Annotated in this window: 15 protein-coding genes; 3 read left to right on the forward strand and 12 right to left on the reverse strand. The window is 74.2% G+C overall.

Going from position 1 to position 16,565, the window contains the following annotated elements; genetic code table 11:
- Position 1 precedes the first annotated feature (1 nt).
- The 5 genes from ACVWW9_RS01750 to ACVWW9_RS01770 all read right to left on the reverse strand — a co-directional run bounded on the left by ACVWW9_RS01750 (position 2) and on the right by ACVWW9_RS01770 (position 5,017).
- Positions 2 to 778 carry an SDR family oxidoreductase gene (locus ACVWW9_RS01750; protein WP_456514144.1) on the reverse strand — a complete coding sequence of 259 codons (777 nt, stop codon included), beginning with the start codon at positions 776 to 778 and terminating at the stop codon, positions 2 to 4.
- Positions 778 to 1,833 carry a D-2-hydroxyacid dehydrogenase gene (locus ACVWW9_RS01755; protein WP_354259208.1) on the reverse strand — a complete coding sequence of 352 codons (1,056 nt, stop codon included), beginning with the start codon at positions 1,831 to 1,833 and terminating at the stop codon, positions 778 to 780. Before ACVWW9_RS01755 ends, ACVWW9_RS01750 begins: the two co-directional genes overlap by 1 nt.
- A gap of 72 nt (positions 1,834 to 1,905) precedes the next feature.
- Positions 1,906 to 2,670 (reverse strand): fumarylacetoacetate hydrolase family protein, encoded by a 765-nt coding sequence (locus ACVWW9_RS01760; protein ID WP_456514145.1) that lies wholly within the window; start codon positions 2,668 to 2,670, stop codon positions 1,906 to 1,908.
- Positions 2,670 to 4,097, reverse strand: a complete 1,428-nt coding sequence (locus ACVWW9_RS01765; RefSeq protein ID WP_456514146.1) for an MFS transporter — start codon at positions 4,095 to 4,097, stop codon at positions 2,670 to 2,672. Before ACVWW9_RS01765 ends, ACVWW9_RS01760 begins: the two co-directional genes overlap by 1 nt.
- A 101-nt stretch (positions 4,098 to 4,198) precedes the next feature.
- Positions 4,199 to 5,017, reverse strand: a complete 819-nt coding sequence (locus ACVWW9_RS01770; RefSeq protein WP_456514147.1) for an IclR family transcriptional regulator — start codon at positions 5,015 to 5,017, stop codon at positions 4,199 to 4,201.
- 112 nt (positions 5,018 to 5,129) lie between these two features.
- Between ACVWW9_RS01770 and ACVWW9_RS01775 the strand changes: the two genes are divergently transcribed.
- Positions 5,130 to 6,053, forward strand: coding sequence for an NAD(P)-dependent oxidoreductase (locus tag ACVWW9_RS01775; RefSeq protein ID WP_456514148.1), 924 nt, complete (start codon positions 5,130 to 5,132; stop codon positions 6,051 to 6,053).
- On the opposite strand, the gene ACVWW9_RS01780 is transcribed toward ACVWW9_RS01775, so the two are convergent.
- From ACVWW9_RS01780 to ACVWW9_RS01790, 3 genes are read right to left on the reverse strand one after another with little or no spacing between them, the layout of a single operon-like run.
- Positions 6,050 to 7,009, reverse strand: a complete 960-nt coding sequence (locus tag ACVWW9_RS01780; RefSeq protein ID WP_456514149.1) for a TIGR03557 family F420-dependent LLM class oxidoreductase — start codon at positions 7,007 to 7,009, stop codon at positions 6,050 to 6,052. The two genes, ACVWW9_RS01775 and ACVWW9_RS01780, sit on opposite strands and share 4 nt — an antisense overlap.
- A gap of 49 nt (positions 7,010 to 7,058) precedes the next feature.
- Positions 7,059 to 7,937 (reverse strand): SMP-30/gluconolactonase/LRE family protein, encoded by an 879-nt coding sequence (locus ACVWW9_RS01785; protein WP_456514150.1) that lies wholly within the window; start codon positions 7,935 to 7,937, stop codon positions 7,059 to 7,061.
- A 43-nt stretch (positions 7,938 to 7,980) separates the two neighbouring features.
- A complete protein-coding gene (locus ACVWW9_RS01790; protein ID WP_456514151.1) occupies positions 7,981 to 8,547 on the reverse strand; it encodes a dihydrofolate reductase family protein in 567 nt (188 codons plus the stop codon).
- Positions 8,548 to 8,681: 134 nt separating this feature from the next.
- Between ACVWW9_RS01790 and gndA the strand changes: the two genes are divergently transcribed.
- Positions 8,682 to 10,160 carry an NADP-dependent phosphogluconate dehydrogenase gene (gndA, locus tag ACVWW9_RS01795; RefSeq protein WP_456514152.1) on the forward strand — a complete coding sequence of 493 codons (1,479 nt, stop codon included), beginning with the start codon at positions 8,682 to 8,684 and terminating at the stop codon, positions 10,158 to 10,160.
- 28 nt (positions 10,161 to 10,188) lie between these two features.
- Here the strand turns inward: gndA and ACVWW9_RS01800 are convergent, their stop codons facing one another.
- Both ACVWW9_RS01800 and ACVWW9_RS01805 read right to left on the reverse strand, forming a co-directional pair.
- Positions 10,189 to 10,872: a response regulator gene (locus ACVWW9_RS01800; RefSeq protein ID WP_354259182.1), complete on the reverse strand. Its 684-nt coding sequence runs from the start codon at positions 10,870 to 10,872 to the stop codon at positions 10,189 to 10,191.
- Positions 10,869 to 12,527 carry an ATP-binding protein gene (locus ACVWW9_RS01805; protein ID WP_456514153.1) on the reverse strand — a complete coding sequence of 553 codons (1,659 nt, stop codon included), beginning with the start codon at positions 12,525 to 12,527 and terminating at the stop codon, positions 10,869 to 10,871. The genes ACVWW9_RS01800 and ACVWW9_RS01805 overlap by 4 nt, the downstream gene beginning before the upstream one ends.
- Positions 12,528 to 12,649: 122 nt before the next feature.
- Here ACVWW9_RS01805 and ACVWW9_RS01810 point away from each other — a divergent pair, with 122 nt between their 5' ends.
- Positions 12,650 to 14,050 (forward strand): cation:dicarboxylate symporter family transporter, encoded by a 1,401-nt coding sequence (locus tag ACVWW9_RS01810; protein ID WP_456514154.1) that lies wholly within the window; start codon positions 12,650 to 12,652, stop codon positions 14,048 to 14,050.
- A 49-nt stretch (positions 14,051 to 14,099) separates the two neighbouring features.
- On the opposite strand, the gene ACVWW9_RS01815 is transcribed toward ACVWW9_RS01810, so the two are convergent.
- Positions 14,100 to 15,374: an APC family permease gene (locus tag ACVWW9_RS01815; protein ID WP_456514155.1), complete on the reverse strand. Its 1,275-nt coding sequence runs from the start codon at positions 15,372 to 15,374 to the stop codon at positions 14,100 to 14,102.
- A gap of 69 nt (positions 15,375 to 15,443) precedes the next feature.
- Positions 15,444 to 16,565: a methyltransferase domain-containing protein gene (locus ACVWW9_RS01820; protein ID WP_456514156.1), complete on the reverse strand. Its 1,122-nt coding sequence runs from the start codon at positions 16,563 to 16,565 to the stop codon at positions 15,444 to 15,446.

Here is a 16,565-nt window from a genome sequence, read left to right on the forward strand (position 1 = left end):
CCTAGACGACCGCGGTCATGCCGCCGTCGACGTAGATGGTCTGGCCGTTCACGAAGGCGCTCGCGTCGCTCGAGAGGAACACGAGCGTGCCCACGAGGTCCTCGACCCTCCCCCAGCGGCCGGCGGGCGTGCGCTGCGCGACCCACGCCGAGAACTCGGCGTCGTCGACGAGCTTCTGCGTGAGCTCGGTGGCGAAGTAGCCGGGCGCGAGCGCGTTGACGCTGATGCCGTGCGGCGCGAGGTCGGCGCAGAGGCCCTTCGTGAGCATGACGATCGCGCCCTTCGTCGCGCTGTAGGGCGCGATGGAGGGCCTCGCGAGCTGCGACTGCACGCTGCCGATCGAGACGATCCGGCCGGAGCCGCGGGCGATCATGCCGCGCGCGACGCGCCTGGACAGCAGGAAGGCGCTCGTGAGGTTCGTGGCGACGAGGTCGTGCCAGTCGGCGTCGGTGAAGTCGGCGATCGGGTTGCGGCGCTGGATGCCCGCGTTGTTCACGAGGATGTCGGGGGTGCCGAGCCGCCCCTCGACGTCGGCGATCCCGGCGTCGACCGCCTCGGCATCGGTGACGTCGAAGATCGCGACGTGCGCCTCGCGGCCCGTCGCCGCGGCGATCTCGGCCGCCGCGCGCTCCGCCTTCGCGCGGTCGCGGCCGTGCACGACGACGGTGGCGCCGGCCTGCGCGAGGCCCTCGACGAGCGCGCGGCCGATGCCCTGGCTCGAGCCGGTGACGAGCGCGGTGCGCCCGGTGAGGTCGAACAGCGCGGGGCCTGCGGGCATCAGTAGAACTCCTTGGTCGACATCACGTTCTGCATGGGCTCGCCGTCGAGGAGGCGGGTCGCGTTGGCCGCGAAGAGCTCGGCGATGCGGCGCGGCTCCTGCACCGAGAGGGCGGCGGTGTGCGGGCTGAGCAGCACGCTCGGGTGCTCCCACAGGCGCGACTCGGTCGGGAGCGGCTCGACCGCGGTGACGTCGAGCGCCGCGAAGCCGATGCGGCCGGCGTCGAGGGCGTCGAGCAGCGCGTCCTCGTCGACGACGGTGCCGCGGCCCACGTTGACGAGGATCGTGTCGTCGCGCACGGCGCCGAGCACGTCGGCGCCGATGAGGCCGGTCGTGTGCGCCGTGCCGGGCAGGGTCGCGACGATCGCGTCGACCTGACCGGCGGCCTCGACGAGCTCGTCGATCGGCACGAGGCGATCGACGTGCTCGACGGGCTCGCCGGAGCGCGTCGTGCCCCACACGGTCGCCCCGAGCGCCGAGAAGCGCTCGGCGACGACGGCGCCGATGCCGCCGAGCCCGACGACGAGCACCGTCATCTCGCTGACGTGCCGCATGAGCCGCCGGCCGTCGCCCCACGTGCGCGACGCCTGGTCGGCCTCGAGCCGGCGCAGGCCCTTCGCCCCCGCGAGCACGCCGAAGACGGCCCACTCGGCGAGGGTCGTGGCGTGCATGCCCGCGCTCGTCGTCACGACGACGCGCTCGAGCTCGTCGTCGGTCAGCTGCGCGTTCCGCACCTGGCCGCCGCCGCCGGCCGCGGTCGTGTGCAGCCACCGCAGCCGCGGGTTCGCGCGGACCGTGCGGGCGAGCGCCTGCGGCGACACGTCCGGGAGCCCGAAGAGGGCGTCCGCCGAGTCGAGCATCGCCTCGAACGCCTCCTGCTGCTCGGGGGTGCGCTCCCACGAGGGGTCGCCCTCCCAGTCGCCCGTCCAGCGCCAGGGGCGCGTGAGCGAGGGGTCGCGCAGCAGCTCGACGCGCGGCTCGAGCTCGCGGATGCGGTCGGCGCTCGCGTCGTCGATGCTCACCGCGACGGCGACCTTCAGGGTGGGACCGGGCATGGCTGTCTCCTTCGTTGCAAGGCTATCGATGCGGCGCGCGATGCGCGGCGCGCGGTGTGCGGCGCGGTGCGCTCAGCGCAGGGGCGTCTCGAGCCGAAGCCCGCCGACGACGACCGAGACCGTCGAGCCCGCTGCCACCTCGTGGTTCGAGCGCGGCGCGCCGGCCATGATCACGTCGCCCGGACCGAGCCGCAGCCAGCCGGCGACGTACGCGATCGACTCGCGCACGGGCACGGGCATGGCCTGCGCGCTCGTGTCGCGCACGATCTCGCCGTCGACCTCGAGCCGCAGGACGAGGTCGTCGATCGGGGCGTCCGTGTCGATCCAGGGGCCGAGCGGCGTCGAGCCGTCGCCGCCCTTCGACTCGAAGTTGCGCACGTCGAGCACGGCGCGGTCCGGGTAGGAGAGGTCGTTGACCGCCGAGACGCCGAGCACGAACTCGTGCGCGTTCGCCGTGGTGACGAGCGTCTCGGTGGGGTCGCCCGTGTCGCGGCCGATGACGACCGCGACCTCGGCCTCCGCGACGACGCGGCCGGCGTCGCGGCGCACGCGCACGGGTGCGCCGTGCGGCACGACGCCGCGCGGGCTCTTCAGCCACGCCTGCACCGGCAGCGGCGGCTCCGGATCGGCGCCGCGGTTCTGCGCGATGCCGACGAGCACGGTCGGCACGGCCGGCGCCAGGAGCGTCGCGTCGCGACCGTCGACGCGCTCCCCCGCGTCGGCGACCGGCGTGCCCGCGGCGAGCGCGGCGTACGGGTCGTCGATCGGCACCCACCCGTCGCCGTCCGCGCGGACGTGCAGCGCGCGGCCGTCGACGGCGATCCGGGCGATGCGCATCAGCGGGCGGCCGTCAGGACGGGCAGGTCCGCGTCGCGGTCGTGCCCCTCGTCGGTCGAGACGTTCACGGCGTCCTCGAGGCGCAGCAGGTCGCGACCGCGCGTCTCGGGCACGAGGAACGTCGATGCGGTCGAGATGAGCGCGAGCGTGGCCATGTAGATCGCCGGCAGCAGCCAGTTGCCGCCGGACGTGGCGAGCAGGTAGGCGCCCAGCACGCCCGCGAGCCCGCCGCCCAGCACGGCGGAGATCTCGCGCGCCATCGCGACGCCCAGGTAGCGGTGCCGGTTGCCGAACATCTCGGGCAGCATCGCGCACTGCGGGCCGAGCATGGTGTTCACGGCGATGCCGATGCCGAGCGCGATGACGACCACGACCGTCGCCGGGTCGCCCTGGGACAGCAGCCACCAGGCGGGGAACGCGTAGAGCAGCATGAAGACGGCGCCGAAGCGGTACACCGCGCGGCGGCCGAAGCGGTCCGAGAGGTGGCCGGTGAGCGGGATCGTGCCCATGCCGATGAGCGAGCCGATCGTGACGCCCCAGGTGGCGACGCCGCGGTCGACCGGGTTGGCGATGAACGTGCCGGCGACGAAGGCGAGCGCGAGGTTCTGGAACATGTAGGAGCCGCCGTTCTCGGCCATCCGCAGCCCGATGCCGACCACGACGCCCGGGAAGCCCTTCGTGAAGATGTCGCGGATCGGGCGCTCGGCCACCTGCTCGTGCTTCTCGAGCTCGACGAACGTCGGCGTCTCGCGCAGGCGCATCCGGATGAAGAGCGCGACGAGGATGAGCACGAACGACAGCAGGAACGGCACTCGCCAGGCCCAGCCGAGGAAGACGTCCTCCGGCAGCGACGAGAGGAACGTGAAGACGACGGCGGCGAGCAGCGTGCCGAGCTGGATGCCGATGAAGGGCAGCGACGAGAAGAAGCCGCGGCGCCGCACGGGTGAGTACTCCGCCATCAGCACGGTCGCGCCGGCCTGCTCGGCGCCGGCGCCGAAGCCCTGCGCGAGGCGCAGCACCGTCAGCAGCACGGGCGCCCAGATGCCGATCTGCTCGTAGGTCGGCAGCAGCCCGATGAGGGTCGTCGCGCCGCCCATGAGCAGGATCGTGACGACGAGCACCCACTTGCGCCCGATGCGGTCGCCGATCGTGCCGAAGAAGAGGCCGCCGAGCGGCCGGGCGGCGAAGCCGACGCCGAACGAGGCGAACGCCGCGACCACGCCCATCGCCGGGTCGAGGTCGCTGAAGAACAGCGTGTTGAAGATGAGCGCGGACGACAGGCCGTAGAGGGCGAAGTCGAAGTACTCGAGGGCGCTGCCGACGCTCGAGGCGAGCGTCGCCCGGCGCAGGTTGGCTGCGTACTCCGGATCGTCGGTGTGGGCGGGGCGCTGGGGCGTGGGGTCCTGCTGCGCGGTGGTCTCGGTCACGGTCCATCTCCTTCGACAGTCGTGCAATGCGTCGTTGCACGGGCGAGCGTACCACTGGGCTGAACGCCGTACAACCCTCTGAACAGCGCGAGCGCGGTGCGCTAGGAGGCGGGACCTCGGAGCGGGTTCGACAGCGCGGCGACCGCGGCGCGCAGCGCTGCCCCGACCTCCGCCACCCGCGCCTCGTCGGCATGCTCGGCGGGCAGCGCCGCGCCCATCGCGAGCGGCGGATCCGCAGGCGCCCACGGGTCGAGCGCGACCGCGACGCCGGTGATGCCGCCGAAGGAGCCGCCGCGGTCGACCGCGAAGCCCCGCTCACGCGCCTCGCGCAGCATCGGCAGCAGCTCGTCGACCGTCGTGATGCTCGTGGCCGTCAGCGGCGGGAAGGGCTCGGCGGGCGCGAGGAGCGCGCGCACCTCGTCGTCGTCGAGGCGGGCGAGCAGCGCCACGCCGGTCGCGCTGAGGGGGGCCGGCAGCCGAGAGCCGAGCGGCGTCCCGAGCCGGTAGGGCGAGCGCCCCTCGTGGCGCGCGAGGTAGAGCGCGTCGACGCCGTCGAGCATCGCGATCTGCACGACCTCGCGGTGCAGCTCGGGCGAGGCCGCGACGACGCGGTAGAACTCGCGCACCTGGTTGAACTGCTGCGCGAACGCGCCGCCGAGCTCGGCCGTGCGGCGACCGAGGCGGTAGCCGCCCGCCTCGCGCTCGACCATGCCGCCCTCCTCGAGCGCCGCGCAGAGGTTGGCGGTCGACGACTTGGCGATGCCCAGCGCCCGGGCGATGTCGCTGAGCGTCATCGGCACGCCCTCGGCCTCGGCGAGCGAGGTGAGGATGCGGAGGGCGCGCGAGACCGCGGGCGCCGGGTCGCGATCGGTGCGCTCGGTCGCGCCGTCGGGCGGCTGCGTCGCTGCGTGCTGGGCCATGGTCCGCTCCTTCGCGGTCGAGGTCGTCGCCGTCCACCCTAGGGTGCATCCACATCGGTGGACAGCGTCCGACATGCTGGCCATCGCGCGTCCTCGGCCGTAGCCTGAGCGCATGGACACCGCAGTCTCCGGCGCAGCAGCCGACGCAGCATCCTCGGAGCACCGGGCCGGCGCGATCGGCGTCATCGGGCTGGGCGCGATGGGCGAGCCCATGGTGCGTCGCCTGCTCGACGGCGGCAGCCGCGTGCTGATCACCGGCCGCTCCCCCCGGCCCGCGCTCGTCGAGGCCGGAGCCTCATGGGCGGCGACGCCGCGCGAGCTCGCCGCCGGAGCCGGTGCCGTGCTCTCGATGCTGCCCGACCTGCCCGAGCTCGAGCAGGCGCTCGACGGCCCCGATGGGTTGCTCGCCGGGCTCGGCGACGGCGAGCTGCTGCTGCTCATCGGCTCGACCTCCTCGGCCCCCGCGGTGCGGTCGCTCGCCGAGCGGCTCGCGACCGAGACGCAGGGGCGCGTGCGGGTGGTCGACTGCCCCGTGTCGGGCGGCGTCGACGGCGCGGAGGCCGGGTCGCTCTCGATCATGCTCGGCGGCAGCGCCGAGGACGCCGCGCGCGCCGCGACCCTGCTCGCGCCGTGCGGACGCCCGGTGCACCTGGGCCCGCTCGGCGCCGGCGAGGTGGCGAAGGCGTGCAACCAGCTGGTCGTCGCCGCGACGATCACCGCCCTCGGCGAGGCGACGGTCCTCGCGGACCGATCCGGGCTCGACCTCGACGCGCTCTGGACGCTGCTCGGCGGCGGCTACGCGGGCTCGAACCTGCTCGAGAGCCGACGCGACAAGCTCGTGCGCGGCGACGACTCGCCGTCGGGGATCGCGCGCTACATGATCAAGGACCTCGGCTTCGCGGCCGACATCGCCGAGGCGACCGGCACGAGCCCGGCGCTGCTCCCCGCGCTGCGGGAGTTCTTCGACGAGATCGTCGCGCGCGGCTACGGCGACCGCGACATCGCCGTCAGCCGCCGCGTGGTCGCCGAGCGCTAGGCCGACTGGCGCAGGCGCGGGCCCAGCTCGTCCTGGAAGAAGCCCATGAAGGCGTCGGGGTCGGTGCTCGCGTCCATGAGCACGAGGTGGTCGAAGCCCGCCTCGCGGAACTGGGAGAACACCTCGACGTGCCGCTCGACGTCGGGGCCGCACGCGAACGCCTCCTCCATGTCCTCGACGCGGATCGACTGGGTCGCCTGGTCGAAGGCCGTCGGGTCGGGCAGCTCGGCGAGCACCTTCCAGCCGAGCGGTCCGAAGCGGAACCGCTCGTGCGCGGCCTCCGCGCCGGCGCGCGCGTCGGGCGCGAACGCGGTCGGCACCTCGCAGTAGCGCGGCCCCTCGCCGCCCGCGGCCGTCCACGCCTCGATGAGCGACGCATCCGGGTCGGTCGAGAACAGGCCGTCGCCGAGCTCGGCCGCGAGCGCGGCGGCCTGCGGGCCGCCCGCCGCCACCACGATCTCGGGCAGCGTCTCCGGCAGGTCGTAGATCCGCGCATCGACGAGGTCGAGGAACTCGCCGCGGTACGAGTGCGTGCCGCCGCCCCACAGCAGCCGGATGATCTCGAGCGCCTCCCGGAACCGCCGGTGCCGATCGCCGACCTCCGGCCAGCCCTGCCCGACGATGCGCTCGCTGAGCCGCTCCCCCGCGCCGACGCCGAGCGTGAAGCGGCCGTCGGAGATGATTTGGAGCGTCGCCGCCGCCTGGGCGATGATCGCCGGGTGGTAGCGGATCGACGGGCACGTGACGCCGGTCGCGAGCCGCAGCGTCTCGGTCTTCGCCGCGATCGCCGACAGGATCGCCCACGCGAATGACGAGTGCTGGTGCTCGGGCAGCCAGGGGTGGAAGTGGTCGCTGATCTCGACGAAGTCGAAGCCGGCGCGCTCGGCCTCGACCGCTCGCCGGATGAGCTCCTTGGGTGCGACGTCCTCGGCGAAGAGCTTGTATCCGATCTGCATGCGTCGACGGTAGGAGCCCCACCTGGACGCCCGGTGGGGGACGCGACGCTCAGGCCGCGAGGGTCGCCGTCCGGATCCGGTAGACGCTCGTCGTCGCCGCGATCCACAGCCAGCCGTCGTCGCCGAAGCACAGGTTCGCGACCGTCTCGGGCACCGGCACGTGGCCGATGCGCTCCCCCGTCGGCGTGATGACGTGCACGCCGTCGCTGCTCGACGACCAGATGCGCCCCTCCGCGTCGATCGCGATGCCGTCGGGCGTGCCCGCGTCCATCGCGAACAGCCGGCGCCCGTCGACCGCGCGCACCTCGGCGCCCGCGCCCTCGAGCCGGTAGGCGCGGATCGTGCTGGCTTCCGCCGTCTCGTCCTCACCGCCCGATTCCGTGACGTAGAGGGTCGAGAGATCGGGGCTGAAGGCGATGCCGTTCGGCCGCGCCATGTCGGTGATCACCGCGCGAAGCCCGGCGTCGGCGCTCCAGCGGAACACGAACGACCCGCCGTACTCGCGCTCCCCCGGGTGGCCCTCCTCGGGCTTCTCGATGCCGTAGGGCGGGTCGGTGAACCAGATGGAGCCGTCGGGGTGCACGGCGAGGTCGTTGGGCGAGTTCAGCCGCCGCCCCTCGAAGCGGTCGACGAGCACCGTGACCTCGCCGTCGACCTCGAGCTCGATCGCCCGCCGGCCGTGCGAGCACTGCGCCACGCCGCCGAGCCAGTGCCCGCGGCCGTTCGTGAACTCGACGCCCACGCGGTGCTCGCGCATGCTGCCGGCCTCGTCGACCTCGAGGATGCGGTCGCCGTGGATGTCGCTCCAGCGCAGCACGCGCTCCTCCGGCAGCCAGAGCGGGCCCTCGCTCCACGAGGCGCCCGTCGCCATCCGCTCGAGGGTCGCGCCGGGCGCGAGCAGGTCGTGGTCGGAGCCGTCAGCGTGCATGCCGCCGATGCAAGCACCCGCGCCTGCGCGGTGCCTGGGCGGGTCAGTGGCGGGTCGGCCGGTAGCTCAGCTCGAGCGCGCGCCCGTCGAAGGTGCGCGATCCGATGAGCTCGAGGTCGAAGTCGTCGGCGCCCTCGAAGATGCGGCCGTCGCCGGTGCGGCCCGTGATGACGGGGAAGACCGTCAGCTGCACGACGTCGACGAGCCCCGCGGCCATGAGCGCCCGGTTCAGCCGCAGGCTGCCGTGGGAGCGCAGCGGCACGTCGGACGTCTCCTTGAGCCGCGCCACCTCCTCGAGCACGTCGCCGCGCGCGATCGTCGCGTCCTGCCAGTCGAGCGGCTCCTCGAGCGTCGACGACACGACCGTGAGCGGCATCCCGCGCATGCGCGTCACCCAGGCGTCCTCCTCCCACGTGCCGTCCGGCACCATCGCGACGAAGTCGCGGTAGGTGTTCGCCCCGAAGACCATCCGCTGCGGCGTGCCGAAGAGCGCCTCGCGGTGCTCGAGCAGCTCGGGACCCTGCTTGCCCCAGTAGCCGCCCCAGTCGCCGTGGTGGGAGCCGTAGCCGTCGACGCTCGTGAAGACGTCGAACGTGTAGGTGGCGGTCATCGGGGTGCTCCTCGCCTCGGCGGGCCCATCGACGAGCCATCGACGGGCTCAGCTCGATCGTGCGGCGGATGCCGGAGCGTGTCAAGGCCGCGGGCTCCATCCGCCCGCGGCGGCGCATCCGCTGCTGGGTAGCCTTGCCTCAGACCCCCGAGCCGTCCAGGAGGACCTCCGTGACCACTGCCAACATCGCCGTCGTCGGCCTCGCCGTGATGGGTTCGAACCTCGCCCGCAACCTCGCGTCCCGCGAGGGCAACACCGTCGCGGTCTACAACCGCACGACGGCGAAGACCGACGACCTCATCGCCGCGCACCCGGAGGCGGGCTTCGTGAAGGCCGCGACGATGCAGGAGCTCGCCGACTCCCTCCAGAAGCCGCGCACCGCGATCATCATGGTGAAGGCCGGACGCCCGACCGACGCCGTCATCGACGAGCTCGTGTCGGTGTTCGAGCCGGGCGACATCATCGTCGACGGCGGCAACGCGCTCTTCACCGACACCATCCGCCGCGAGGCGGCCGTGCGCGAGACGGGCATCCACTTCGTCGGCTGCGGCATCTCCGGCGGCGAGGAGGGCGCGCTCAACGGCCCGTCGCTCATGCCCGGCGGCACGGCGGAGTCGTACGAGACGCTCGGCCCGATCCTCACCGGCATCGCCGCGGTCGCCGAGGGTGAGCCGTGCGTGACGCACGTCGGCACCGACGGCGCAGGCCACTTCGTGAAGATGGTGCACAACGGCATCGAGTACGCCGACATGCAGCTCATCGCCGAGGCCTACGACCTCATCCGCCGCGGCACCGGCAAGTCGCCCGCCGAGATCGCGGAGGTCTTCGAGGAGTGGAACCGCGGCGAGCTCGAGTCGTACCTCATCGAGATCACCGCGGAGGTGCTGCGACAGGTCGACGCCGAGACGGGCCAGCCGCTCGTCGACGTCATCCTCGACGCCGCCGGCGCGAAGGGCACCGGCGCCTGGACCGTGCAGACCGCCCTCGACCTGGGCGTGCCCGTCTCGGGCATCGCCGAGGCCGTCTTCGCCCGCTCGCTGTCGTCGAAGCTCGACCAGCGCGCCGCCGCCTCCGACCTCCCCGGCCCGTCGGACGCGTGGCTCGTCGACGACGCGGATGCCTTCGTCGAGGACGTGCGCAAGGCGCTCTTCGCGTCGAAGATCGTCGCCTACTCGCAGGGCTTCGACGAGATCGTCGCCGCCGCCGAGGAGCACGGCTGGGACATCGAGAAGGGCGAGGTCGCGCGCATCTGGCGCGCGGGCTGCATCATCCGCGCGCGCTTCCTCAACGACATCACCGAGGCCTACGCGACGACGCCCGAGCTGCCCGCGCTCATCCTCGCCCCGTACTTCCGCGAGATCATGGGTCAGACCCACGAGGCATGGCGCCGCGTCGTCATCGCCGCGGCGCAGGCGGGCATCCCCTCGCCGGCGTTCTCGTCGAGCCTCGCCTACTACGACGGCCTGCGCGCCGACCGCCTGCCGGCCGCGCTCGTGCAGGGGCAGCGCGACTTCTTCGGTGCCCACACGTACCGCCGCGTCGACAAGCAGGGCACCTTCCACACCCAGTGGTCCGGCGACCGCACCGAGGTCGAGGCCGTCGACACGCACTGAGGCGTCTGCGCCTCAGGTCGTCGGCGCCTCAGGCCGGCCGCGAGTACTCGAGCTCCGGCCGGCCCTTCGCGCCGTAGCGCGGGCTCCGCTCGACGTCGCCGCTCGCGGCGAGGTGCTCGAGGTAGCGGCGCGCGGTGACGCGCGACAGCCCGAGCGCCGCGGCCACCTCGGTCGCGGAGCGCGCGGCGCCGTCGGCGAGCAGCGCCGCGACCGCGTCGAGGGTGTCGCCCGAGAGCCCCTTCGCGAGGCCGGGCGCGTTCGTCGTGCGGAGCGCCGCGATCGCGCGGTCGACCTCCTGCTGCGTGATGCGGCCGGTGCCGCCCACGCGCTCGCGGTAGTCGCGGTACCGCTGCAGGCGCTCCGCGAGCGCCGCGAACGCGAACGGCTTGATGAGGTACTGCACGACGCCGACCGCGATGGCGTCGCGCACGGTCTCGAGCCCGCGCTCCGCGGTGACGGCGATGACGTCGACGAGGTGGCCCTCGGCGCGCATCCGCCGGCAGACGTCGAGGCCGTGCCCGTCGGGCAGCTGCATGTCGAGCAGCACGAGCTGCATCGGCACGCCCGCCGCGGCCGCCTCGCGCATCGCCTGCAGCGCGGCCGCCGCCGAGTGCGCGACGCCCGCGACCTCGAAGCCCTCGCAGCGCTGCACGTAGGCGACGTGCGCCGCCGCGGTGCCGCGCTCGTCCTCGACGATGAGCACGCGGATCATGGCGCCGCCGCCGGTCGCGGCAGCAGCACCGTGACGACGGCGCCCGCCGCGGCGTCGCCTGCGCGGGTCTCCCCTGCGGCGACCTCGCCGGCCGCGATCTCCACCGAGCCGCCGAGCCGCTCGACCGTCTCGCGCACGATGCTGAGGCCGAAGCCGCGCCCGTGGGCGCCGGCCGGCTTCGTCGACCAGCCCGGCGCGAACGCCTGCGCGCGCTGCTCGGGCGCGAGCCCTGCACCGCTGTCGCTCACCTGCAGCACGATCGAGCCGGCGTCCTCGTCGAGGTAGACCTCGACCCACGCGTCGCGATCGCCCGCCGGCGCGCGCGCGGCGCGCTCCGCGGCCGCGTCGATGGCGTTGTCGACGAGGTTGCCGAGCACCGTGACGAAGTCGACGGGGTCGATGCCGTGCGTGCCGGGCGCGAGGTGCGTCTCGACGTGCATCTCGACGCCCCGCTCGTGGGCCTGCGCGGCCTTGCCGAGCAGCAGCGCCGCGATCACCGGCTCCTCGTCGTCGCCGACGACGCGGTCGGCGAGGCGCTGCCCGAGGTCGCGGCCCGCCGTCGCCACCTCGAGCGCGCGGCGCGGCTCGTCGAGCTCGATGAGCGTCGCGACCGTGTGCATCCGGTTGCCGAACTCGTGCGTCTGGGCGCGCAGCGCGCTCGCGAGTGTGCGGACGGCGTCGAGCTCGCCCGTCATGCGCTGCAGCTCGGTGCGGTCGCGGATCGTGAGCGTCGTCGTGCCCGCGCGCGCCGTCTCGTGCCGCGCGACGACGAGCCAGCGATCGCCGACGAGCACCTGGCCGCCGTCGCCGTCGAGGACGGCGCGCACCCCCGGGGGCAGCGGCGCGTCCGGCGGGATCGGCGTCGCGAGCTCGCCGAGGCCGAGCATCGCGCGGGCGCGGTCGTTCGCGAGCACCACGGCGCCCGACTCGACGAGCACGAGCCCGTCGTCGACCGCGTGCAGCGCCGCCTCGTGCGCCGCGAAGAGGCGCGCGAGCTGCTCCGGGCCGTGCCCGCCGGTCGCCCGGTCGAGCCTGCGGGCGAGCAGCCAGGCCGCGAGCGCCGCGACGGAGAGCGTCGCGACGAGCAGCCCGCCGACGGCGAGCAGCCGCGTGACGACGAGCGAGCCCACGCGCTCGATCGTGACGCCGGCCGCCACGAGGCCGACCACGCGGCCGTCGTCGAGCACGGGCGTCACGGCCCGCACCGACGGGCCGAGCGTGCCCTCGAAGACCTCGGTGAACGTCGAGCCCGCGAGCGCCGGAGCGGTCGTGCCGAGGAACTCGCGGCCGATCTCTTCGAGGTCGGGATGCGTGTAGCGCGTGCCGTCCGGATGCATCACGGTGACGAAGTCGAGCCGCGTCGCCATCCGCACGTCCTCGACGTAGTGCTGCATCGCATCCGTCGCGGCGGCGATCGCCGCACCGCGGTCGTCCGGGTAGCGCTCGAAGGCGTCGGCGACCGCCTGCCGCACGGTCGGGGTGGCCGCCATCGCGAGCGCGAGCTCCTGGCTCGCGAGCGCCGCCTCCCGCTCGCGCTCCTGCCGCGCGTCGACGGCGAGCAGCGCGAACGCCACGGCGGCGGCGAGCACGAGGATCGCGGCGGTCTGCGCGAAGACGCGGGTCGCGATGCTCGCCGAGCGCCACCATCCCCGCATCGCACCCCTCCCGCTCGCGCTGTGAACACTATGCACGAAACACGGGCGCCGAGCGCCGCCGGGCGCAGGCTGACTGCTCGGAAGCGTCGCGCAGGGGCGGCGCCCGATGCGAGGAGCACAGCATGGCAACGACGCCCAGCACCGCGGACGACCGCACGTTCGGAGCACGGCTCCGCAGGCTCGACAAGACCCACTGGCTCTACATCTCGGTGATCGTCGCCGTGGTCCTCGGCGTCATCGTGGGCCTCGCCTCGCCCGAGACCGGCGAGGCGCTCGCGCCGATCGGCAAGGGCTTCGTCGCCCTCATCAAGATGATGATCGCGCCGGTCATCTTCTGCACGATCGTGGTGGGCATCGGCTCGATCGCGAAGGCCGCCACCGTCGGCAAGGTCGGCGGGCTCGCGCTCATCTACTTCCTCATCATGTCGACGTTCGCGCTCGCCATCGGCCTCGTCGTCGGCAACTTCGTGCACCCGGGCGAGGGCCTCAACATCGCGGGCGCGACCTACGAGACCGAGGGCGAGGCGGAGACCACGACCGACTTCCTGCTCGGCATCATCCCGACGACGCTGCTGTCGCCCCTCACGGGCGAGTCGGTGCTGCAGACGCTGTTCGTGGCGCTGCTGGTCGGCTTCGCCGTGCAGGCGATGGGCGAGCGCGGCAAGCCGATCCTCTCGGTCGTGAAGCAGTTCCAGGCGCTCGTCTTCCGCGTGCTGACGATGATCCTGTGGGTCGCGCCGATCGGCGCCTTCGGCGCCATCGCCGGGGTCGTCGGCTCGACCGGCTGGGGCGCCGTCGTGGCGCTCGCGACGCTCATGCTCGGCTTCTACGCCACGTGCATCCTGTTCATCGTCATCGTGCTCGGCACGCTGCTGCGAGTGGTCACCGGCGTGAACATCTTCCGGCTCATGCAGTACCTGGGCCGCGAGTACCTGCTCATCGTCGGCACCTCGTCGTCGGAGTCGGCGCTGCCGCGCCTCATCGCCAAGATGGAGCACGCCGGGGTCTCGAAGCCCGTCGTCGGCATCACGGTGCCCACGGGCTACTCCTTCAACCTCGACGGCACCGCGATCTACCTGACGATGGCGTCGCTCTTCATCTCCACCGCGATGGGCATGCCGATGTCGATCCCGGAGCAGATCGGCCTGCTCGTCTTCATGATCATCGCCTCGAAGGGCGCGGCCGGCGTCACCGGTGCGGGGCTCGCGACCCTCGCGGGCGGCCTGCAGACCTACCGCCCCGACCTCGTCGACGGCGTCGGCGTGATCGTCGGCATCGACCGGTTCATGTCGGAGGCCCGCGCGCTGACGAACTTCACCGGCAACGCGGTCGCGACGCTGCTCATCGGCACCTGGACGAAGCAGATCGACATGGAGCAGGTGCGCGCCGTGCTGGCCGGCCAGCGGCCGTTCGACGAGCGCACGATGCTCGCCGACGAGCACGGCGCCAACGAGCCCGGCGCGAATGAGCCCGGCGCACCCGACGAGGACCCGCGCGAGCTCGAGCCCGTCGAGCGCCGCTGACCTGCCCGAGACCGACCGACGGCCCGCGCCCACGCGCGGGCCGTCGGCGTCAGCGCCGCAGGAGCTCGCGGGCGCCGAGCCCGATGGCGAGCCAGGCGGCGGCGGCGAGGACGCCCGGCCACGGCAGCGTGACGACGACGAGCCCGCACGCCGCGACGCCCGCCCACGGCAGCGCGGCCGGCAGCCACTGCCGCGCCCCGCGCCGCCGCATCCGGATCGCGGCGACGTGCGCGATGGCGTAGTACGTCAGCACGCACGTCGACGAGACGGCGACGAGGCTGCCCGCCGGCAGCAGCAGCGCGCCGGCGATCGCCGCCGCGGCGACGGATGCCTCGGCGACGGCCGGCGTGCGGGTGCGCGGCGCGATCCACGAGAGCGCGCCCGGCAGGTCGCCCTCCCGCGCCATCGCGAGCCCCGTGCGGCTCAGCCCGGCGAGGATGCCCATGAGCGAGCCGAGGCACGCGAGCGCGCCGGCGCCGAGCACCGCCGCGTGCAGCGCCGGCTGCGCCACGAGGTCGGCGACCGGCGTCACCGACACCGGCAGCAGCGCGCCGAGCCTCGCGGTGGTCGCCCACGCGACGAGCGCGTAGAGCACGAGCACGACGCCGAGCCCGACGACGATCGCGATCGGCAGCGTGCGGCGCGGGTCGCGCGCCTCCTCCCCCAGCGTCGCCATCCGGGCGTAGCCGGCGAAGGCGAAGAACAGCAGCCCCGCCGCCTGCAGCACCGCGAGCGGGCCGGCAGGTGCCGGGAGCCCGAACGGCACACCGCCGGCGCCTCCGACGACGCCGAAGTTCCCGGCCCGGCCGCTCGGCGTCGTGAGCGTCGTCGCACCGCCCGCCGCCGCCCAGCCGAGCGCGGCCAGCACGACGACCAGCACGACCGCGACGATCGCGGCCGACGTCCACGCCGTCACCCGCACGCCGAGCATGTTGAGCGCGGCGAGCGCCGCGACCGCGACGGCCGCGACGACGGCGGCGTGCTCGGGCCACAGGTGCTGCCCGGCGATCACCGCGATCGCCGCGGCCGACGCCGTCTTGCCGGTGAGGAACATCCAGCCCGCGGCGAAGCCGACCCGCTCGCCCACCTCGGCGCGGCCGTAGGCGTAGGCGCCGCCCGAGACCGGATGCTCCATCGCGAGCTGCGCGGTCGAGAGCGCGTTCAGCACGGCGATCGCGCCCGCGAGCGCGAGCGCCGCCGGCAGCAGCGGTCCCGCGAGCGCCGCGGCGGGCGCCCACACCGAGAAGAGCCCGGCGCCGATCATCGCGCCGAGGCCGATGGCGATCGCGCCCGGCACGCCGAGGCGCCTCGCGAGCTGGGTCATGCCGCCGACGCTACCGGCGCCCGGTGAACGGCCGGTGCGGTGCCGGCCGGTGCGATCCCGGCCGCGCGGTCAGGCGCGCTCGAGCTCGACGAGCACCTCGGCGTGCGCGGTGTGCGGGAACATGTCGAAGACGCGGCCGCGGACGGCCCGGAGGCTCGGCATCGCCGCGAGGTCGCGCGCGAGGCTCGCCGGGTTGCAGCTCGAGTAGAGCACCCGCCGCACCGCGCTCCGCTCGAGCCGGTCGGCGAGATCACCGATGCCGCGCCGCGGCGGGTTCACCACCACGAGCTCGGGCGCATCGGCGCCCTCGAGGTCGACGCCGGTCGCGTTGCCCACCGCGAAGACCGCGTCGGCGCCGAGCTCGGCCGCGGTCTCGCGCGCGGCGTCGATCGCCTCCGCCGTGACCTCGACGCCCGCGACGCAGCGGCCGGGCCGCGCGGCGTGCAGCGCGAAGCCGCCGACGCCGCAGTAGAGGTCGAGCACACTCGCGGGATCCGCGTCGTCGATCCAGGCGGTCGCCTGCCGGTAGAGCGCCGCGGCGACCGACGTGTTCGTCTGGAAGAAGCTGCGGGGCCGCAGCCGCAGGCCGATGCCGTTCACGCGCATCCGCAGCACGCCGGAGCCCGCGAGCAGCACCTCCTCGGCGCCCTCGAGCACGGCCTTGTGCTCGGGCTGGAGGTTGGCCGAGACGCTCGTCAGCGGCAGCCCGTCGAGCACGGCCAGGTGCTTGCGGATGCGCGGCAGCGACTCGCTCGAGCGCAGCACGAGGCGCAGCGCGAGCTCGCCGTCGGGCGACGAGGTGAGGATGAGGTGCTTGAGCTCGCCGCGTCGGCCCGGCACGTCGTAGGGCGTGAGCCGCGCCGCCCGCACGAGCGCCTCGAGGGCCGGCATCGCATCCACGATCGGCTGCTCGTGCAGCGGGCACGCCCGCAGGTCGATGCCGGAGCCGTCCGCGGCGAGGATGCCGAGCGTCGGCGCGTCGACCGAGCCCGCGACGGCCATCTTGGCCTTGTTGCGGAAGCCGCCCACGGGGCTCGCGTGCGGCGCATCCCACGCCATCGGCGGCAGCGCCGCCTCGACGCCCGCCTGCTGGTCGGCGAGCTGCAGGTCGTAGGCGACGTCGAGCAGCGAGCACGAGCGGCAGCGCCACGCGTCGAAGTACGCGCACGCGAGCGCGACGCTCGTCGTCAC

This window comes from Agrococcus sp. UYP33 (genome assembly GCF_054060915.1).